The sequence below is a fragment of the Nocardioides sp. NBC_00368 genome, assembly GCF_036090055.1.
In the GTDB taxonomy this organism is placed as follows: Bacteria; Actinomycetota; Actinomycetes; order Propionibacteriales; family Nocardioidaceae; genus Nocardioides.
Window position 1 is genome coordinate 4252146 of the sequence record NZ_CP107970.1, and the last position, 18810, is coordinate 4270955.

General features: G+C 69.6%; 19 protein-coding genes. 4 read left to right on the plus strand and 15 right to left on the minus strand.

Annotated elements, in window-relative coordinates:
• The first annotated feature begins 229 nt into the window (after positions 1-229).
• Entirely contained in the window at positions 230-1579 is a 1350-nt protein-coding gene (locus OG984_RS20235) for an FAD-dependent oxidoreductase (RefSeq protein WP_328527991.1), read from the plus strand.
• A 62-nt stretch (positions 1580-1641) separates the two neighbouring features.
• Here the strand turns inward: OG984_RS20235 and OG984_RS20240 are convergent, their stop codons facing one another.
• Positions 1642-2061 (minus strand): type II toxin-antitoxin system VapC family toxin, encoded by a 420-nt coding sequence (locus OG984_RS20240; RefSeq protein WP_328527992.1) that lies wholly within the window; start codon positions 2059-2061, stop codon positions 1642-1644.
• Positions 2058-2312: a type II toxin-antitoxin system Phd/YefM family antitoxin gene (locus OG984_RS20245; protein ID WP_328527993.1), complete on the minus strand. Its 255-nt coding sequence runs from the start codon at positions 2310-2312 to the stop codon at positions 2058-2060. The genes OG984_RS20240 and OG984_RS20245 overlap by 4 nt, the downstream gene beginning before the upstream one ends.
• A gap of 122 nt (positions 2313-2434) precedes the next feature.
• Between OG984_RS20245 and OG984_RS20250 the strand changes: the two genes are divergently transcribed.
• Both OG984_RS20250 and OG984_RS20255 read left to right on the plus strand, forming a co-directional pair.
• Positions 2435-3193 carry a Clp protease N-terminal domain-containing protein gene (locus OG984_RS20250; protein ID WP_328527994.1) on the plus strand — a complete coding sequence of 253 codons (759 nt, stop codon included), beginning with the start codon at positions 2435-2437 and terminating at the stop codon, positions 3191-3193.
• A gap of 81 nt (positions 3194-3274) precedes the next feature.
• On the plus strand, positions 3275-4264 hold the full coding sequence (locus OG984_RS20255; protein ID WP_328527995.1) for a hypothetical protein: 990 nt from the start codon (positions 3275-3277) through the stop codon (positions 4262-4264).
• 65 nt (positions 4265-4329) lie between these two features.
• On the opposite strand, the gene OG984_RS20260 is transcribed toward OG984_RS20255, so the two are convergent.
• The 11 genes from OG984_RS20260 to OG984_RS20310 all read right to left on the minus strand — a co-directional run bounded on the left by OG984_RS20260 (position 4330) and on the right by OG984_RS20310 (position 16462).
• Positions 4330-5223, minus strand: a complete 894-nt coding sequence (locus tag OG984_RS20260) for a dioxygenase family protein (protein ID WP_328527996.1) — start codon at positions 5221-5223, stop codon at positions 4330-4332.
• Positions 5223-6275: a maleylacetate reductase gene (locus OG984_RS20265; RefSeq protein ID WP_328527997.1), complete on the minus strand. Its 1053-nt coding sequence runs from the start codon at positions 6273-6275 to the stop codon at positions 5223-5225. Before OG984_RS20265 ends, OG984_RS20260 begins: the two co-directional genes overlap by 1 nt.
• 26 nt (positions 6276-6301) lie before the next feature.
• On the minus strand, positions 6302-8092 hold the full coding sequence (locus tag OG984_RS20270) for an FAD-dependent oxidoreductase (protein WP_328527998.1): 1791 nt from the start codon (positions 8090-8092) through the stop codon (positions 6302-6304).
• Positions 8093-8210: 118 nt separating this feature from the next.
• Positions 8211-9062 (minus strand): alpha/beta hydrolase family protein, encoded by an 852-nt coding sequence (locus OG984_RS20275; protein WP_328527999.1) that lies wholly within the window; start codon positions 9060-9062, stop codon positions 8211-8213.
• 98 nt (positions 9063-9160) lie between these two features.
• Positions 9161-9880 carry a hypothetical protein gene (locus OG984_RS20280; RefSeq protein ID WP_328528000.1) on the minus strand — a complete coding sequence of 240 codons (720 nt, stop codon included), beginning with the start codon at positions 9878-9880 and terminating at the stop codon, positions 9161-9163.
• 450 nt (positions 9881-10330) lie between these two features.
• Positions 10331-11380, minus strand: coding sequence for a branched-chain amino acid ABC transporter permease (locus OG984_RS20285; RefSeq protein WP_328528001.1), 1050 nt, complete (start codon positions 11378-11380; stop codon positions 10331-10333).
• Positions 11377-12243 carry a branched-chain amino acid ABC transporter permease gene (locus tag OG984_RS20290; RefSeq protein ID WP_328528002.1) on the minus strand — a complete coding sequence of 289 codons (867 nt, stop codon included), beginning with the start codon at positions 12241-12243 and terminating at the stop codon, positions 11377-11379. Before OG984_RS20290 ends, OG984_RS20285 begins: the two co-directional genes overlap by 4 nt.
• Positions 12243-12968: an ABC transporter ATP-binding protein gene (locus tag OG984_RS20295; protein WP_328528003.1), complete on the minus strand. Its 726-nt coding sequence runs from the start codon at positions 12966-12968 to the stop codon at positions 12243-12245. The genes OG984_RS20290 and OG984_RS20295 overlap by 1 nt, the downstream gene beginning before the upstream one ends.
• A 220-nt stretch (positions 12969-13188) precedes the next feature.
• Positions 13189-13968 carry an ABC transporter ATP-binding protein gene (locus OG984_RS20300; protein WP_328528004.1) on the minus strand — a complete coding sequence of 260 codons (780 nt, stop codon included), beginning with the start codon at positions 13966-13968 and terminating at the stop codon, positions 13189-13191.
• Entirely contained in the window at positions 13965-15257 is a 1293-nt protein-coding gene (locus tag OG984_RS20305) for an ABC transporter substrate-binding protein (RefSeq protein ID WP_328528005.1), read from the minus strand. Before OG984_RS20305 ends, OG984_RS20300 begins: the two co-directional genes overlap by 4 nt.
• 245 nt (positions 15258-15502) lie before the next feature.
• Positions 15503-16462, minus strand: a complete 960-nt coding sequence (locus OG984_RS20310; protein ID WP_328528006.1) for a helix-turn-helix domain-containing protein — start codon at positions 16460-16462, stop codon at positions 15503-15505.
• A gap of 138 nt (positions 16463-16600) precedes the next feature.
• Here OG984_RS20310 and OG984_RS20315 point away from each other — a divergent pair, with 138 nt between their 5' ends.
• Positions 16601-17131, plus strand: coding sequence for a Dps family protein (locus OG984_RS20315; protein WP_328528007.1), 531 nt, complete (start codon positions 16601-16603; stop codon positions 17129-17131).
• 57 nt (positions 17132-17188) lie between these two features.
• On the opposite strand, the gene OG984_RS20320 is transcribed toward OG984_RS20315, so the two are convergent.
• Positions 17189-18391, minus strand: a complete 1203-nt coding sequence (locus OG984_RS20320; RefSeq protein ID WP_328528008.1) for an NAD(P)/FAD-dependent oxidoreductase — start codon at positions 18389-18391, stop codon at positions 17189-17191.
• Positions 18388-18750 (minus strand): non-heme iron oxygenase ferredoxin subunit, encoded by a 363-nt coding sequence (locus OG984_RS20325; protein ID WP_328528009.1) that lies wholly within the window; start codon positions 18748-18750, stop codon positions 18388-18390. Before OG984_RS20325 ends, OG984_RS20320 begins: the two co-directional genes overlap by 4 nt.
• Between the last annotated feature and the right edge of the window lie 60 nt (positions 18751-18810).

The window sequence follows — 18810 nt, forward strand, 5'->3', positions numbered from 1 at the left end:
ACATCCGCCTTGACTCCGGGCGATCTCCGGAACACCATCGAAGGAGGCTCGACGACGCGCCGTACGTGTTGGAGATCACTCCCCCTCATCAACCCAAAACGAGAACACGTTCTAGGATTGAGCGTGAAACTCGCGTACGGCCTCGTAACCACCTGGTGGAACGGATTCGGAGGGTTACACGACCCCCTTTAGGCTTGCCTTAGTACTCCACGGAAGGTTGAACTCCCTTATGCGTGACATCCGCGTTGCGATCGTCGGTGCCGGCCCGGCCGGCATCTACGCTGCCGACATCCTCACGAAGGAGCACCCTGGTGCGCGCGTCGACGTCATCGAGCGTCTGCCTGCCCCATACGGCCTGGTTCGCTACGGCGTGGCTCCTGACCACCCGCGAATCAAGGAGATCATCAAGGCGCTCAAGCGTGTCCTGAACCAGGACAGCATCCGGTTCATCGGCAACGTCGACTTCGGCACCGACCTCAAGCTCGACGACCTGCACCGGTTCTACGACGCCGTCATCTTCGCCACCGGCGCGATGGCCGACCGGGAGCTCAACATCCCGGGGATCGACCTGCCCCAGTCCTACGGCGCGGCCGACTTCGTCAGCTGGTACGCCGGGCACCCCGACGTCTCCCGCGAGTGGCCGCTCGAGGCCGAGGAGGTCGCCGTCCTCGGCGCCGGTAACGTCGCGCTCGACGTCGCCCGCATGCTGGCCAAGCCCGCCGACGAGCAGCTGGTCACCGAGGTCTCCGACAACGTCTACCAGGGCCTGAAGAAGAACCCGGCCAAGACGATCCACGTCTTCGCCCGCCGCGGCCCGGCCCACATCAAGTTCAGCCCGATGGAGCTGCGCGAGCTCTCCCACTCCCCGTCGGTCGAGGTCGTCGTCGAGGAGGAGGGCTTCGAGATCGACGAGGCCGGCGAGAAGGCGATCCAGAGCCACAAGGCGACCAAGCTCGTGGCCGACATCCTCCTGAAGTACATGGAGGCCCCCAGCGCCGGCAAGCCGCACAAGATCGTCATCCACATGATGCAGAACCCCGTCGAGATCCTCGGCGAGGACGGTCAGGTGGTCGCGCTGCGCAGCGAGAAGACCGAATACAACGGCGACGGCACCGTCTCCGGCACCGGCGAGTTCACCGACACCCCGGTCCAGGCCGTCTACCGCGCCGTCGGCTACCTCTCCGAGGCGCTCCCCGACGTGCCCTTCGACGGCGAGAACGGCGTCATCCCCAACGATGGCGGCCGCGTCCTCGGCATCAACGGCGAGCACATCAACGGGACGTACGTCACCGGGTGGATCAAGCGCGGACCGGTCGGCCTCATCGGCCACACCAAGTCCGACGCCAAGGAGACCATCGACAACCTCCTCCACGACCTCGACAAGCTCGAGCCGGCCGAGCACGGCTCGCCCGCGGCGGTCCTCGAGCACCTGTCCGGCAAGGGCGTCGAGTTCACCACCATCGAGGGCTGGGAGAAGCTCGACAACCACGAGCGCTCCCTCGGCGAGGCGCAGGGCCGCGAGCGGATCAAGGTCGTCCCGCGCGACGAGATGATCCAGATCTCCAACGCCACCCACTGACGCACGGCGTACGCCGCGGGGCCGGCCATCCAAGGGATGGCCGGCCCCGCTTCTGTTCGCGGCTAAGCCTCGGCAGAAAACGGGTTGTGAACGTCGACCCCCGTCGATGCGAAGTCCTTGGTGTTGCGGGTCGAGATCGTGAGCCCGTGCTCGAGAGCAGTCGCGGCCAGAAGAGAGTCCACAGCCGGCAGCGGTCGCACCGAGTTCAGCTCGCCCCAGCGATCTGCCACCCCGGCAGTGATCGGCAGCACCTGGTCGTCGTACTGCTCCACGAGCCCTTCGATCCAGACCGTCAGCGCCTGCGCAGCGGCCTCGTCACCTCGTGCCGCCAGGCGAGCCGCTCCCGCTCGCAGCTCTCCAACCGTCAGGACGGACAGGTGAACCTCGTCGGCTCCGAGCCCGTTCACCCACGCGACGACGGCCGGGTCAGGGCGTTTTTTCCGAAGCTCGGAAACCACATTCGTATCGATCAGATACCTCACGCCAGCCCCTCGAGGTCAAGCTCTCGGAAATCTGAACGGTCGCGATCGAGATCGAGGTCGTCGCCCTTGGGCACATCCAGCAAGTACTCGGACAGTGGCCGTCGTGGCTGAGCGATCCGTCGGTAGTCATCGATGCTCAGCACGACAGCGATCTCCTCGCCGTGCTTGGTGATCAGCTGCGGGCCGCCAGCAGTCGCCTCGCGAAGCACCTCACTGAATCGCTGCTTGGCTTCTTGCACCTGCCATGACATGGGGACACCTCCTCTATCTAGACAGACTAGACAGAATGGCCGACGCACGCAAGAGCCGGAGCGGACGACCAAGTCGTCAACCAAAGGTTGACGCCCGGTCGTCGTCAACCTAGAGTTGACGTATGACTCCCCGCGATGCAGACCCTGCCCTCAAGGCCGTACGCCTCGACACCTTGATCGACTCGATCAAGAAGGCTCGGTCCGAGCCTTTGGACCAGCTCGCCGACGCGATGGTGGTCGGCGAGCACCTGGGCGAGGTGGCCGACCACCTGATCGGGCACTTCGTCGACCAGGCTCGCCGCTCGGGTGCCTCCTGGACCGAGATCGGGACCCGGATGGGGGTGACGAAGCAGGCGGCACAGAAGAAGTACGTCCCCAAGGCCGGCGACCAGTCGCTCGACCCGAACGCCGGGTTCGCGAAGTTCACGCCGCGGGCCCGCACGGTGGTGGTTGCCGCCCAGGCGGAGGCACGGAAGGCCGCGAACGCGGAGACCGGCGTACCTCATCTCGTGCTCGGTCTCCTCTCCGAGCCGGAGGGGGTCGCGGGCCACGCGATCCGGGCGCAGGGAGTGACCCTCGAGGCGGTCCGTGAGGTGGCGACCGCCGCCACGCCGGAGCCCTACGGCGAGGTCGGCGAGATGATCCCGTTCACCGCCGACGCACGCAAGGTGCTCGAGCTGACCTTCCGCGAGGCCCTCCGGCTCGAGCACTCCTACGTCGGCACCGAGCACATCCTGCTCGCCCTCCTCGAGCACGAGGACGGCGCCGGGATCCTCCACGACGCCGGTGTCGACAAGGAGGCGGCCGAGCAGAGCATCACCTCGATCCTCGACTCGCTCAAGGTCGACTTCGACGCGGCCGAGGCCGACGCCAAGCAGTAGCAGGACAGATGGGCTACCTGATCTGAGGGACCGTCGGCACGAGCAAAGAGCACGTGCCGGCGGTTTCGCTACGTTCCGAGGATGCCTCGCAGTCTCGCCCGACTCGTCCTCGGCATGGTCCTGGCCACCGCGGTCGTCACCGTCCCTGCCTCGGTGACGACGCCGTCTGCCGAGGCGGCCTGTCGGCCGGCACTGAAGTCGCTGACGCTCGCGAGGGGCACCGTGGCCGGCGGCACGTCGACCACCGCCACGGTCCGGCTCACCTGCCGGACCCCGAGGCGCACCCAGGTGCTGCTGTGGGCGAGCACCGGCATCCGCGTGCCGGCGTACGTCTATGTCACCAGGGGCCGGAGCACGGCCACGGTCACCGTCCGGACCTCACCGACGACGGTCCGCAGCAGCGGCAGGGTCAAGGCCGTCCACCGGCAGGTCGTACGCCGCGCGACGCTGGTCCGCACAGTCACGCCGTGCTACCCCACGCCGGTGCCGACATCCGTGGCGCTGCCCGCGTACGTCCACGCCGGCCAGACCGCCACCGGCACGGTGACGCTCGATTGCGTCGCCAAGACCTCGCTGGCCGTGAGCCTCTCCTCGAGCTCGTCCTGGGTCAGCGTGCCGGGGACGATCACGGTCGCGGCCGGGCGGCGTACGGCGTCGTTCCGGGCCGTGACGAAGGCGCCGTCGACCGGGTCGCTGCCTGCTTTCGACGTGACGATCCGGGCGACCCGCAACCGGAAGAGTGCGGCCCGGGTGATGCAGGTGCGGCCGGAGATCCGGCCGTTCCGGGCCGGGGACCGGTTCACGGTCAACGAGCCGGTGCTGACGCCCGAGGGAACCGACGGCTGGGTGCGCGGCACCCTGCGGATCACGCTGGACCATCCGGCGCCGCCGGGCGGGCTCGACGTGAACGGCTCGATCATCCCCGAGGGCGGGACCTGGACCGAGGTGACGATCTATCACCACCCGTACCCACCCGACTCCCGGGTGACGGACCACCTCACCATCGCCGACTCCGCCGGCAACGTCCTGCTCCACGAGGACTTCACCTACGTCGTCCGTCCGGCCCCCTGAGGGTCCCCGAGAGTCCCTGACGTGTCGGAGCAACACCCCTGTGCCCGAATCACGCCAGGGACGTTTCAGGCGCCCGCAGGCGCGAGCACGATGTCGAAGCGCACCTTCGACCAGGTGCCGTCGAGGGACCGCCCGTCCGGCGTCGGCGTCCCCGCGGCCTGGCGCTCGAACTTCTTGATCAGCGACTCCTTGACCCCGAAGACGGTGTCCTTCCAACCGATCGGGTCGCCCTCCGGGAAGATGTGGGTGACCAGCGTGCGACAGCCCTCGTGGGTGACCATGAAGTGCAGGTGCGAGGCCCGCAGCGGCGATCGCCCGACCGCGGCCAGCATCTTGCCGACGGGGCCGTCGTCGGGGATCGGGTACGGCGTGGGCGTCAGCCCCCAGAACCGGTAGCCGCCCTCGGCGTCGGTGAACAGGTGCGCCCGCGCGGCCCGGGCGCCCGCGTCGCGCTGGACGTCGTAGAGCCCGTCCTCGTCGGCCTCCCAGACCTCGATCTTGGCTCCGACCAGCGGTTTCCCGTCCGTGTCGGTGACGGTGCCGACGACCCAGCACGGTTCGCCCGGGGCGCCGAAGGCCATGTCCCCGCCCAGCTCGATCGCCGGGGAGTCCTCCACGAAGAACGGTCCGAAGACCGTGGCCTCGGTCGCGTCGGCGTACGCGGCGTTGTTGATGTTGATCGTCTGCATCGAGGCGCCGAGGGTGTCGGAGAGGAGGATGAACTCCTGGCGTACGTCGTCGGTGATGTGGCCGGCCGCGGTCAGGAACGCGATGGCCGCGCCCCACTCCTCCTCGGTGAGGCGTACGTCGCGGATGAAGGCGTGCAGGTGACGCGTCAGCGAGACCATGACCTCCTTCAGGCGCGGGTCCTCGCAGGCGTCGAAGGACGCGACCACGGTGTCGACCAGGGTCTGCTCGACCGCCTGCTGCTCCGGCGATACGTCGGCTCCGTCGCTCATCAGCTCTCCTCTCCCGCCCACGCCGCGGTCAGCAGCGCGGTCAGGTTCTCCTCGGTGACCGGGGTCGGGTTGTTGTCGGGGATGGCGGCCATGATCGGCGCCACCGCCTTGGCGATGCCGTCCTCGGGCATGCCATAGTCCTCGAGCGCCTTCGGCGCATCGAGCGTTCTACGCAGCTCAGCCAGCCCCGCCACGGCACTCGACGCTCCGAACGCGGCCGCCATCCGCGCCTCCGCCTCGGGGGCGTTCGGCGCGTTGAAGGCGAGCACGTGCGGGAGCACGACCGCGTGGGTCTGGGCGTGGGGCAGGTTGAACATGCCGCCGAGCACGTGGCAGATCTTGTGGTGCATCCCCGACCCGGCCGACGTGAACGAGACCGCGGCGAGGTAGGCGCCATAGAGGGTCTGCTCGATCCCCTCGATGCTCTCCGAGTCGGCCTTGACGAGGGGGAGCCCGGCTGCGAGTCCGCGGATCCCCTCGGCGGCGTTGACCTGGTCGATGGGATCGACCCGCGGGCCCCACATCGCGTCGACGCAGTGCGCGAGCGCGTTGAGCCCGCTGGCGACGGTCATCTCGCCGGGCAGCGTGGTCAGCAGCGAGGGGTCGTAGACGACCGACCGCGGCAGGACCCGGGCATCGACGCCCGTCGTCTTCGTCTCGCCCGAGGTCAGGCCCCAGACGTTGGTCGCCTCGGACCCGGCGTACGTCGTCGGGACCGCCACGATCGGCAGCCCCGTGGTGAGCGCGACCGCCTTCGCCAGGCCGGTGGTCGAGCCACCGCCGACGCACACCAGCGCGTCGACGGCGGCCTCGGCCGCCCGTTCGCGAGCCCTCTCGGCGACCTCGACCGGGACATGCATCACGACCTCGTCGTGGCGCAGCGCGACCGGTACGTCGGCGGTCACCCGGGCGGCGAGCTCGGCCTCGCGCTCGCCGGCGATGACCATCACCCGGGTTGCCCCGAGCGTCTCGATCTCCGCTGCCACCGCAGCGGGCGCCTCGCCGGTGGCGAAGCGGACCCGCTGCGGCAGCGATTCATGCGTGAACTTCATGAGATTCCCCCGCTCAGCCGGAGCGTTCAGGCCTTGCCCAGCAGCGTCGCGACCGCCTCGCCCAGCGCGGTGCCGGGGTCCTCGGGCAGCGACATGGCGCGCCAGGCGATGTGCTTGTCGGGGCGGACGAGGAGGGCGCCCGACTCCTCGACCTCACGGAGCTTGGCCCAGTCGAAGTAGAGGTCGGTCACCGGCCGGCCGGGGCCGATCACGACGGTCTGGAGCGGGATCCCGAACTTCGTCCGGGCGGCTTCCGCCGCGTCCTCCCACGCCTCGCCGGCGATGCCGGTGATCAGCGTCCACTGCGTGTAGGGGGCCAGGTCGAGCATCGCGTGCTTCTCGACGTTGTCGCCGACCCAGGCGTGCGGCAGGTGCGCACCCGGCGAGGTCGACATCCGGTGGTAAAGGTCCTCGTCCTCGGTCGGGGCGGGCCGGGTGCCGTCGGCGAGGATCGCGTTGGACTCGTAGAACTGGCCGAGCTCGACGCCGTGGGCGTTGAACTCGTAGTTCTTGCGCTCCATCGCGGTGACCAGGGCGGCGCGCTTGGCGGCACCCTCGGGGGTGTTGGCCTTGCGCTCCTCGATGGCCTTGGCCATCTCCTCGCCCTCGAGGCCGACGACGCCGAGCGCCTCGAAGAGCTCGCCGAACTCGCGCGCGGACTGGTTGGCGCGGGTGACGATGCGCTTGGCGACCGGGGCACGCTCGGCGGAGTAGGACTCCAGGAGCGACGGCTCGGCGTAGCCCTGGAGCACCGCGGCGAGCTTCCACGCCAGGTTGTAGGAGTCCTGGATCGAGGTGTTGGAGCCGAGGCCGTTCGACGGCGGGTGCCGGTGGATGGCGTCGCCGGCGCAGAAGACGCGGCCCTTCTGGGCGTGGGTCGCGTACATCTCGTTCACGCCCCACAGCGAGTAGCCGGTCACCTCCGGCTCCAGGTCGGGCATGCCGAGCAGGTCGCGGATCACCTTCACCGCGTACTCCTCGGTCAGCTCGGGCGGCGGCTGGTTGATGTCGTAGCCCCACACGATCAGCCACTCGTCCCACGGACGGACCATCCGGACCAGGCCGGTGCCGATGCCACCGACGTTCGAGCCCGGCTGGATGACCCAGTAGAGGACCGAGGGGCGGTGGTCGACGAGCTCGGAGAGGTCGGCCTTGAACGTGATGTTCATCGACCCGGCGATGTCCATCGCGCCCTCGAGCGGGAGGTCGATGTCGGCGCCGACCTGGGTGCGGGCGCCGTCGGCGCCGATGAGGAACTTCGACCGGATCTTGTACTCGTGACCGGTCAACCGGTCACGGGCGATCGTGGTGACGCCGTCCTCGTCCTGGACGTGCGAGACGTACTCGGTGGAGAACCGGGTCTGGGTGCCGCGCTCGGTGGCGTTGCGGACCAGGATCGGCTCCAGGTAGGTCTGCGGGATGTCGACGGTCAGGCACGGGCTCGCCAGCTGGTAGTCGGCCTCGCGGTCCGGGCGGGTGCCCCAGGTGCGGATGCGGCCGATCTCCTCGCCGGCGATGCTCGTGCAGAAGACGGTGTCACCGACCAGCTCGTGCGGCGTCGCGTCGGCGAGCACCTGCTCCTCGATGCCCAGGTCGCGGAAGATCTCCATCGCGCGCTGGTTGGTGATGTGCGCCCGCGGGGTGTTCGCGGTCCAGCGGTACTTCGTGATCATGATGTTGTCGACACCGAGCTCGCTCAGGAAGAGCGCGGCGGACGCGCCGGCCGGACCGGAACCCACGACGAGCACGTCGGTGGTCACGACATCCTCGGTCTCGGGGATCTCGGTCTCTTTCTGGCCGTCGTCGAAGACTGGCATTTCCTCACCTTTCCGAGACCGCGGTGGGGTGTGTGATCGCAGTCTCAGGGCGAGTCTTACCGGCCCGCGCGGGCGGCATCAAAGGTGGACCCGCTGGTTGGCGGAAATGCGTACGCGACTAGCGCGCGAGCCACTCCCGGACGGCCGCGATCGTCGAGTCCGGCTTCCGGGCCCACTTGAAGTGGTCGATGCCGGGCTCGTCCAGGTGGACCCGCTCGACCTCGAGCCCGGGCATCCGCCGGTGGATCTCGTCGACGGTCTCGCTGGGTGCCAGCCAGTCGCCCTCGATCGAGACGACCAGCGCGGGCTTCTCCAGGGCTCGCATCTCCGCGGTGATGTCGCGGGCGGGGCGCCCGAGGCGGAGACGGCCGGTGCGGGCGTACCGGGCCCATTCCTTCATCAGGGTGCGCGCCTCGCGCCCGGCGAACTTGAGCTGCTTGCCGGGGAAGTGGCCGACCACCCGGCCGATCAGGCCCATCGCCTGGCTGGCGACCAGGAAACCCGGGCCGTAGTTGCGCCAGAAGGGCGTCTGCGACGCGACGTAGATCAGCCCGGCGACGCGGTGGGGGTGGAGCGCCGCGTAGGCGCTGGCGGCCTGGCCGCCGAGGCTGTGCCCGAGGACGTACGTCGCCCCGGCCGCGGCCGGTACCAGCTCGCCGAGGCGGTCGACCGCGGCGGCGATGTCGTCGACCAGGTCGGCGTAGCCGAAGTCGTAGCCCCAGCCCGCGACCCGCCCACCGAGCTCCTCGTGGCCGCGCTGCTCCATCCGCCCGACGTTGATGCCGGCCTCGGCGAAGGCCACGATCAGCTTGTCGTAGTAGCCCGCCGGCATGCCCATCGCCGGCACCACGAGCACCGTCGCCGCGTCAGGGTCCGCCGCACGGACCACGGTCAGCGTGAAGCTGGTGCCTTCGGCACGCTCGATGGCGTACGCCTCGGGTGTGGTCGTGGGGAACGAAGTCTCGGTCACCCGGGCAATGTTACTTATGAGTAGCAACCTCAGGTAGTCGGGGATCGAACGGTCGGTTACGCGCGAGTAGACCGACCGTTTGATCCCCGACTACCGGCTCAGGCCGCCCACCGATGGCTCAGCAGACGGCGGCGCTCCTCACTCGAGAGTGCTCGTCGCTCGGCCACCGTCGTGGACGGGGTCCACCACGGTGGCGGGTCCAGCGTCCAGCGCCTCGGCCCCGCCATTGCTCGCGCCCGCTTCCGCGCAGCCAGGGTGCGGGCCTTGAATCCCGACGGATCGCGCAGATCGGCGGAGACCATGGTGACGTACTCCAGACCGACACCACGCAGATCTCCCTCCCGCCTGATGTCCTTGGCGCGCTGCTTGCCCTCGAGGTGCAAGGAGCCGTCGTACTCGCCCACGACACCGGACTCCAGGTCGAGCACGTCAGGCGTGCCGACATGCCGGCCGGCGTGGTCGAAGACCGGGTGATTGCACACGACCTCTCGGATGCCGAGCTCCTCCCACACGAGTCGGAGATCGACCTCAGGCGGTGACCACGCGTTCTCGTCGAGGAAGGGGAGCGCATCCCGGACCTTCGCGATTCCGGTCCAGCCGCGGTGCGCATCCGCCCATGCGGAGATCTCCGCGATGGAGACCAAGTCATGGAGCGCCGCCATGTCATGGGCTCGCACGGCCGCCCGGCGGTCGTGGGCGTAGCGCATCTCAAAGGTCACCGACCGCACCGGGATCGTCACCCGCACGCCGTCGACCACCTGGCAGTCGGGGAGGAGGAGTCGCTCACCGCATACGGTGAGGCCGGGACGTGACGCCAACGAGTGAGCGGTGGCCGCGACCGTCACCGGTCTCGGCCGACCGGACGCATCGCAGCCGTCGAACCACTTGCATCGCATCCACGCCAACGCCGCCCACCCCGTCACCGCCGCATGCGCAGGGAGCCGCACAGATGCCTCGAGCACGCGCTGCATCGGTGCATCGGCATCGACGTCGGCCGGCACATAGAACCCGTGGCTGCTCCGCCGCCACCCACGCCCCCGAGCCTGACGCGGCGTCGGCCCGGTCTCCCCGCTCGGGTCGAGGCGCACCGGCCGCACCAAAGAAGGGCGGGCGGAGGAGTACTCCGGCGGTCGGAAGTGAGGAGGTCGGGCAGCCACGCCAACAGCATCGATCAGCCGCCATCCAGCGATCCACAAAAATCCCCCACCTGTGCACAACCCTGTGGATAACTCTCGAGAGCGGTGGATAGTCGGGGATCAAACAGTCGGTTACTCGCCAGTAGAGCGACCGGTTGATCCCCGACTATCGGTCAGGACCGTGTGACCGACGGGGAAGACCTCGTAGCGACCCCGCGTCGCCAGACCCCACAACCCGCGCGGCGCCAGCAGCACCACGGCGATGGCGACGGCTCCGAGCGCGATGAGGTACCAGGTGCCGTAGGAGTCCAGCAGCTGCTGGAGCGCGAAGAAGATCACCGCGCCCAGGATCGGGCCCTCGATCGTCCCCAGTCCGCCGATCACGACGATGAAGATCATGAACGCGGTGTACTGCACCGAGAACATCGAGTCCGGCGAGACCCGCAGGCCGTTGACCGCGATCAGCGCGCCGGCCAGGCCGGCACCTCCCGAAGCGGCGACGTAGACCAGGCGCTGCGAGCGCCGCACCGCGACGCCGAGCGAGGCCGCGGCCACTGAGTCGTCGCGGATCGCGGTCAGGCCGAGCCCGACGCGCGAGCGCATCAGGGCGTACGTCGCGAGCACGACGAGCACGGCCAGTACGAGCGCCAGGTAGTAGACGGTCGCGATCCGGGTCACCCGGTCGACGCCCTGGAAGGCGGTCAGCGAGAGGCCGGAGCCACCACCGAAGCCCGGCAGCTCCTGGGTGACCAGCTTGAAGACCTCGGCCATCACCCAGGTGCCGATCGCGAAGTAGCCTCCGACCAGCCGGAACAGCAGGAACGAGGTCGGGACGGCCAGGGCGGCGCAGACCACTCCGGCCGCCACGACGGCGACCGGGATCGGCAGGCCGACCACGTCGGCGAGCTTGATCACGCCGTAGCCGCCCGCGCCGATGAACGCCTGCTGCCCGATCGAGACCAGCCCGCCGTAGCCGGCCATCAGGTTCCAGGTCGTGCCGAGGATGATGAGGGCGAAGAGCGCGACCAGGTTGGTCACGTCGCCCGGGCTGAAGACGAACCAGGGCGCAGCGGCCAGGAACACCACGACCGCCGCCAGGAAACCGCCGCCGGCCAGCGACGGCCAGCCGCCGCGTACGACCTTCAGGGTTGTCGTCGGGCTCAGGGTTGTCGTAGGGCTCATGCGACGACCGCCTTCGGGAGCAGGCCCTGGGGCCGGAACAGGAGCACGACCAGGAAGACCAGGTGACCCGCGAGGACGCCGTAGGCCGGGTCGATCTGGGCGCCGACGGTCTGCGCGACGCCGAGCACGAGGCCGCCGAGGAGGGTGCCCCACAGCGAGCCGAGCCCGCCGATGATGACCGCCTCGAAGGCGAAGATGAGGACCAGATCCCCGTACGTCGGGCTGAACTGTGTCGACATGCCGAGGAACACGCCGGCCAGTGCGACGGTGCCGATCGCGATCGCGGTGGCCAGGGCGTACATGTGTCTCTCGTCGATCCCCATGAGCGTCGCCGCCTCGGGGTCGTCCTTGGTCGCGCGCATGGCGCGGCCGATGCGGGTGTGGGAGAGGTAGAGCTGCAGACCGACGATGACGCCGACCGCCACCACGAGGGTGAGCAGCGAGAAGACGCCGAGCCTGAGCTGCCCGAGCTCGACCGACGCCGTCGACAACGTGTCGATCGAGATCTTGCGGGAGTCGGCGGTGAAGATCTCCTGGAGCAGGTTGGCGCCGATCACGGCCAGGCCGAACGAGACCAGCAGCGGCGACAGCTCGCCGTGGCGCAGGGCCGCGTTGAACAAGCCGCGCTGGATCGCGTAGCCGACCGCGGCGAGGACCGGGATCACGATGACGATCGTGAGGAACGAGGGCATTCCGGTCTGCTGGACGAGCCAGAGCGCGAGGTAGGCCGAGGCCACCGCGAGGACGCCGTGGGCGAGATTGACGATCCGCATCACGCCGAAGATGAGGCTCAGACCGCAGGCGAGCAGCGCGTACTGCCCGCCGAGCAGGAGTCCCTGGAGGACCGCGTTGATCCAATCCATCAGCCGACCTCTCTCCCGTCCGCGGCGTCGACCCCGAAGTACGCCGCCTGGACCTGCTCGCGGGTCACGTCTGCCGCGGCGCCTTCCAGGACCGTGCGGCCCTCGAGCAGACACTGCACCCGGTCGGCGACCGCGAGGGCCTGAGTGAGGTCCTGCTCGACCACGAGCACGGTCGTCCCCTTCTCGGCGATCGCGGGGAGCGCCTTGTAGATGTCGGCGATCACGACCGGCGCCAGACCGAGCGAAACTTCGTCGAGCAGGAGCAGCTTCGGGTTGGACATCAGCGCCCGGCCGATCGCGGTGGCCTGCTGCTCGCCGCCGGACAGGTGCGCTCCGCGGCGTCCCCGCTTCTCGGCGAGGAGCGGGAAGGCGTCGTAGACGGTGGCGAGGTTCCAGGGGCCGGGGCGGCGGCCGTGCGCGCCGACCTTGAGGTTCTCCTCGACGGTGAGCGAGCCGAAGATCCTCCGGCCCTCCGGGGTGAGCGCGATCCCCTCCCGGACGCGCCGGTGAGCCGGGGTGTGAGAGACGTTGTGACCGTCGAACCGGATCTGGCCCGCGCTCGGGCGGAGCAGGCCGGCGATGGTCTTCAGCAGCGTGGACTTGCCGGCGCCGTTGGCGCCGATCACGGCCAGGGTCTCGCCCTCGGCGACGGTGAGGGTGATGCCGTGCAGGGCACGGAAGTCGCCGTAGCTCACGTCGATCGTGTCGACTTCGAGCAGGGTCATCGGTCTCCCTCGAATGCTGACCGAGGTAACTCGGTGAATGGGTACTTGCTTCGTGGAACTCCGCGCGGGGAGTGAGCGTCGACCGAGTTACCTCGGTGAGCATTCCGCGAGTCGTCCTGGGATGCTGACCGAGGTACGTCGCTGAGCTCGCACTTCCCTCGTGGAACTCCACGAAGGAAGCGACCGCCGACCGAGTTACCTCGGTGAGCATTCCGCGGGCTCACGCGCCCTCCAGATCAGGCGAGCCGAGGTAGACGGCGGCGACGGCGTCGCTCGCCATCACCTCGCGGGGGTCGCCGGTGGCGACGACGTCGCCCTGGGCCAGGCACATCAACCGGTCGACGACCTGCAGCAACGCGTGCACGATGTGCTCGATCCAGACGACGCCGGTGCCGCCGTCGCGGATCGCCGAGATGGTCTCGATCAGGGCGGGCAGCTCGTGCTCGGTGAGGCCGCCGGCGATCTCGTCGAGCAGCAGCAGCCGCGGGCGGGTGGCCAGCGCGCGGGCGAGCTCGAGCCGTTTGCGGTCGAGCAGCCGCAGCGAGCCGGCAGGGGTGTTGGCCAGACGGGCCAGGTCGGCGGTCTCCAGCGCCTGCCAGGCCAGGTCGTTGGCCTCGCGGCGGTGCGTGCCCGCACCGAAGGTGGACCCGACCAGCACGTTCTCGAAGACGGTGAGCCCCTCGAAGGGGCGGGGGACCTGGAACGTACGTCCGATCCCGAGGGCCGTACGCCGGGCGGCCGGCGTCCGGGTGACGTCGGTGCCGTCGAAGCGGATGGTGCCGGCGTCGACCGGGAGGGTGCCGGTCACCAGGTTGAGCAGCGTGGACTTGCCGGCGCCGTTGGGACCGACGATCCCGAGCGCCTCGCCCGCGGCGACGTGGAAGGAGACGGAGCGGGCGGTGACGACCTGGCCGAACGCCTTGGCCAGGCCTTCGGCCTCCAGCAGCGCGCCGCCGGGCACGCTGCTGAAGGCCTCGACCGACAGTGGGGCAGAGGTCACTTGAGGGCCTCGGGCTCGCCCCCGAGAGGTACGTCGGGAGCCAGCGAGTTCTGCACGACGACCAGCTCGAACGGGTGCTCCCCGCCCTCGACCTGGCGCCACTGGCCACCCGCGAGCGAGGTCTTGGCGACATACGGCGGGACGTTCTCGTCCTTGCCCCAGGCGACGTCACCGACGACCGTCGAGACCTCGAGGCCGGACAGCGCCTCGGTGATCGCGTCGGCGTCGGTCGAGCCGGCCTCGGTCACCGCCGCGGTCGCGACCTCGAAGAGCGCGTGCGCGAAGCCCAGCGGCTGGGTCCACTGCTTGCCGGTCTTCTCCTCGTACGCGTCCGCCAGCTCCTGCGCCGACTGGCCGGTCAGCGAGGACTTGTAGGGCGCGGTCGGGGTCCACCAGACCTCGGTGGAGAGGTTGTGGGCGATCGGGCCCAGCGCCTCGACGCTGCTCGGGAAGAGAAGCGCCTTGCCGATGGTGGCGACCTTCGGGTTGTAGCCCTGCTGCTTCGCCTGCTGCCAGAACGTGGTGAAGTCCGGCGGGATCGGGACACCGACGAGCACGTCGTGACCCTTGTAGGCGCTGATCTGGGCGGAGAAGTCCTTGGTGCCGTTGGGGTAGTTGCCCGGGTTGTCGATCTTCACGCCGGACGCCTCGGTGAGCGCCGGGAAGTTGGCGCCCCAGGCCTCGCCGTCGGGGTCCTTCGGGAACAGGCCGCCGGCCTTCTTGTTGTTGGGGACCTTGCCCCAGATGTCGGCGTAGACCGTCGCGACGTCCTCGAGGCCCCAGAAGAAGTGGTAGCTGTACTTCAGCTCGGCCGGCTTGTCGCCGCTGCGGATCGCGAACGGCTGCCACGGGGCGACCGTCGTGATGCACGGGATCGAGTTGGCCTCGCACTGATCCGAGACCGGGTTGACGATGTCGGGCGTCGAGGAGGCGACGATGATGTCGGCGCCGTCCTTGTTGATCAGGTCGCCGGCCACCGCCCCGGCCTTCGTCGTGTCGCTCTGCGCGTCGCGCACCACGATCTCGACGTCGAGCTCCTTGTCGCCGACCTTGACCGGGTGGTCCTTGAAGTAGGCCTCCATCTCGTCGACGACGAAGCTGTTCGCCTCGCCGAACGGCGCCGAGGAGCCCGTCTCGGTCGAGACGAACCCGATGGTGAGCGTGTCCTCGCCGCCACCGCCTTCGTCGTCGATGCCGCCCGACCCGCAGGCCGTCAAGGTCAGCGCCATCGCTGCGACACCGGCGGCGGCCAAGCTCAGGCCGCGTCCGGTGGTGAGTCCGTTGCGCACGTACGTCTCCTTAGAGAGTGTGGGGTGTTCGAGAGTGTCGTCCGTCACGGTCCCTACGGGTGGGAAGCAGGGTCCGGTTGGCGGAAAATCGCATGGAAGACCTATCGGATCTTTGGTGGACTTGTCACCCTTTCGCGCCGAGAAGTGACTTCTGGGCGCCGAGAAGTGACTTGTGGCGTACGAAACTCGACTTTCGTACGCCACAACTGACGACTCGGCCGCCACAAGTGCGGACTCGGCTGAGGTCAGGCGCGGGCGGCGCGGCGTACGTCTCCGGCGGCGACGCCGAAACGCTTGCGGAAGGCCTGCGAGAAGTGCGAGGCCGAGGTGAAGCCGCACTTCTCGGCGACGTCGACGGTGCGGATACTGGGGTCCGAGCCGGTGGCGAGCATCGCGTAGGCGAGCTCGAGGCGGCGGCCGAGGATGTGGCGGGGGACGCTCGTGCCGGCGTCGGCGAAGAGCCGGGACAGGTGACGCTCGGAGATGCCGGCGCCCGCGGCGATCGCCGTGGCGGACAGGGTGGGGTCGGCGAGATGGTCCTCGATGAACGCCTTCGCCGCGGCCCGGTGGGCGGTGGCCAGGGACACCTTTCCGCCGGTGGCGATCACCGAGATCAGGTCGAGTACGGCGCCCTCGTCGGCGGGCACCGGGTCGCGGGGCCGAAGCGCGCGGCCGACCATCTGCACCAGCGCTCGGCCGTGCGGGTCCTGGCCGCGACCGGCGTCGAGGACGAGGGGCGAGGGCATCGATGCGATCCCGGTGCGGGCGGCGAAGGCGTCCACCGGCACCTTGACCGCGAGCTCCTCGAGCCCGTGCCCGAAGCCGCGCAGGAAGGGCGCGTCGACGTCGCACACGATCAGCTGTCCGGGGCGGATGACCTGGCGACGGCCGGCGTACTCGAGGATCGCCTCGCCTCGGAGGCTGGCGTAGACGGCGATCGACCGGGCCGGGATGTCCTTCACGAGGCTGGCCGGTCGCTCGACGACGTGGCGCGTGGCGCGCACTCGCGCCAGATGGACCTCGTCGAGCTGCAGGTTGACCTCCTGAGCGTCGAACCCGTGTCCGTCGATGGGCCGGCAGGAGAGCGCGACCAGCGCGCAGGCGTTGTGGCGTTCCCAGGCCTCGACCTGCGCATCCGCGCTCAGCCGGCTGGTCTCGAAGACCTCAGGGCGACGAACCCGTGCGACGAGGGGAGATTGCGGCACGAAACGACTCTACGGCGTGCCCGTGCCCGGAGGCGATGACTTAGGGAAGACTTACCTTTCTGGAATCGTTCAAGAAAAGGTGGCACAGTGGGTGTCACCACGAAAGTCCGACACTTCAATCTGGGGGACCCACCGAACATGGCCACGAAGACCGACACGAGCAGCGCCACGCACACCTCGCACCCCGCGTTCATCCCGAGCCCGGCGTTCGCGACCCAGATGCAGCGTCTGCTCGTCGATCTGACCGAGCTCAGCCTGCAGGGCAAGCAGCTGCACTGGAACGTCGTGGGCAAGAACTTCCGCGACATGCACCTCGTCCTCGACGAGGTCGTCGACGCCGCGCGTGACTTCACTGACGAGGTCGCCGAGCGCATGCGTGCGCTCTACATCCTCCCCGACGGCCGCACCGGCACCGTCGCCGAGGACACCACCCTCGCGCCGCTCCCGGCGACCGAGGTCGACACCGCGACCGCCGCCGACCTGGCCGCCGCCGCGCTCTACGCCACGTCGAAGACCGCTCGCGAGATCCACGACGACATCGACGCAGAGGACCCGACGACCGCCGACCTGCTCCACGCGATCATCACCCGGGTCGAGCAGCTGGCCTGGTTCATCGACTCCGAGAACCGCGTCGCCAACCAGTCCCAGCCCGCTCAGCTGACGGTCTGATCTTTCCCTGAGGACGGCGTCCCGCGACTTCCGCGGGGCGCCGTCCTTCGCTGTCCACTACCTCCGCAGCAGACTCCGAAGGTTCTGCGTGGGATCGGCAAGATCAGACGCCCGTACGTCGACACCCCGGTCGATCATCCGGCGTGCCGCGCGCACGGCGTTGGGGTCGTCGACCGCGACCGCGCCGATGACGCGCTCACCGCGGAGCGTGAACACGGCGAAGGGTGGCTCGCCGACCACGCCGCGTACGACGGTCTGGTGCTGGGCGTCCGGCGAGCGCATCTCGCCGACCCCTTCGACGTGGAGACCGTAGCGGTCCGACCACCACCAGGGCGCCGTGTCGGGCGCGGGCGCGACGCCGAGGATCGTCGCCGCCGCCCTCGCCCCGTCGACTTGGGCGGCCTCCCAGTGCTCGGGCCGGTGGTGGTCGCGGAGCCGGGCGCAGTCGCCGACCGCGAGCACCGCCGGGTGGCTGGTCACCTGGCCGGCGTCGACGAGGATGCCGCGCGAGGTCTCCAGGCCCGCTGCCTCGGCCAGTGCCGTCTCGGGGACCAGGCCGACGGCCAGGAGCACGGCGTCGAACTCGCGCGAGTCCGGTTCGCCTTTCAGCTGCGCCGCGACGCCGGTCGGGGTCTCGAGCAGCGTCTCGACCGTCGTTGTCAGTGTCTCGACGCCGTGGTCGGCATGCAGGGCGTGCAGCCAGGTCGCCACCTCGATCCCGACAGCAGCGGCGAGAGGCGGCGAGAGCGGGTCGACCAGCATGACCTCGGCCCCCAGCCCGCGCGCGGTCGAAGCGACCTCGGCCCCGATCAGGCCACCGCCGACGATCAGCAACCGTGCCCTGGGAACCAGCTGCGTACGCAGCCGGTCTGCGTCCGCGACGTCCCGCAGCACGTGGCTCGGAGACCCGAGTGCGGGCCGGATCGCGCGACCACCCGTGGCGAGCACGATCCGGTCGGCGGTCAGCACGCGGCCGTCGGCGAGTTCGACCTCCCCTGCGTCAGCGCGCACGTCGACGGCGACGGCGCCCCCGATCAACGAGATCCGCTGCTCGGCGTACCACCCCGGAGCCTGCAGCGCGATGGAGTCGAGGTCGCGGCCACCGGCGAGGTACTCCTTGGACAACGGCGGGCGGTCGTAGGGGAACGGGTCGACGCTGACGAGCGTCAGCTCACCGGCGTACCCGTTCTTCCGCAGCTCCGCGACCGTCGAGACACCGGCGATGCCCCCGCCGACGACGACAACCGAGGAGACCGTCACGGCCTCTCGCCGGGGAAGAGGTAGATCTCCCCGTCACGCACCTCGACCCGATGCGGCACGGTGTCGCGGGTCGCGGGGAGGCCGTCGACCTTGCCGGTCTTGAGGTTGAACCGCGAGGAGTGCAGCGGGCACTCGACGTCGCCGTCCTCGACCCAGCCCTCGGCCAGGGATGCGGTCTCGTGGGTGCAGGTGTCGTTGAGAGCCCAGCAGGTGCCGTCGTCGTCGCGCAGGATGGCGATGTCGTCCTCGGTGCCGGTGATCTTCGAGGAGATCGCGATGCCCTCGCCCTCCGGGATGTCGTCGAGGGAGGCGACGCGGATGCCTGAGCTGTTTCCGCCGTTTCCACTATTTCCGGTCATGCACCCATCTTCCAACGTGGACCACGAAGAACCGGCCACCTCCCCCGGGGTGGCCGGTTC

Bases quoted from the DNA above. Each gene is read 5' to 3' on its own strand.
- OG984_RS20265 (WP_328527997.1), bottom strand. From the start codon at position 6,275: ATGAAGTTCACGCATGAATCGCTGCCGCAGCGGGTCCGCTTCGCCACC.
- OG984_RS20250 (WP_328527994.1), top strand. From the start codon at position 2,435: ATGACTCCCCGCGATGCAGACCCTGCCCTCAAGGCCGTACGCCTCGAC.
- OG984_RS20235 (WP_328527991.1), top strand. From the start codon at position 230: ATGCGTGACATCCGCGTTGCGATCGTCGGTGCCGGCCCGGCCGGCATC.
- OG984_RS20245 (WP_328527993.1), bottom strand. From the start codon at position 2,312: ATGTCATGGCAGGTGCAAGAAGCCAAGCAGCGATTCAGTGAGGTGCTT.
- OG984_RS20315 (WP_328528007.1), top strand. From the start codon at position 16,601: ATGGCCACGAAGACCGACACGAGCAGCGCCACGCACACCTCGCACCCC.
- OG984_RS20255 (WP_328527995.1), top strand. From the start codon at position 3,275: ATGCCTCGCAGTCTCGCCCGACTCGTCCTCGGCATGGTCCTGGCCACC.
- OG984_RS20325 (WP_328528009.1), bottom strand. From the start codon at position 18,750: ATGACCGGAAATAGTGGAAACGGCGGAAACAGCTCAGGCATCCGCGTC.
- OG984_RS20270 (WP_328527998.1), bottom strand. From the start codon at position 8,092: ATGCCAGTCTTCGACGACGGCCAGAAAGAGACCGAGATCCCCGAGACC.
- OG984_RS20295 (WP_328528003.1), bottom strand. From the start codon at position 12,968: ATGACCCTGCTCGAAGTCGACACGATCGACGTGAGCTACGGCGACTTC.
- OG984_RS20285 (WP_328528001.1), bottom strand. From the start codon at position 11,380: ATGAGCCCTACGACAACCCTGAGCCCGACGACAACCCTGAAGGTCGTA.
- OG984_RS20290 (WP_328528002.1), bottom strand. From the start codon at position 12,243: ATGGATTGGATCAACGCGGTCCTCCAGGGACTCCTGCTCGGCGGGCAG.
- OG984_RS20260 (WP_328527996.1), bottom strand. From the start codon at position 5,223: ATGAGCGACGGAGCCGACGTATCGCCGGAGCAGCAGGCGGTCGAGCAG.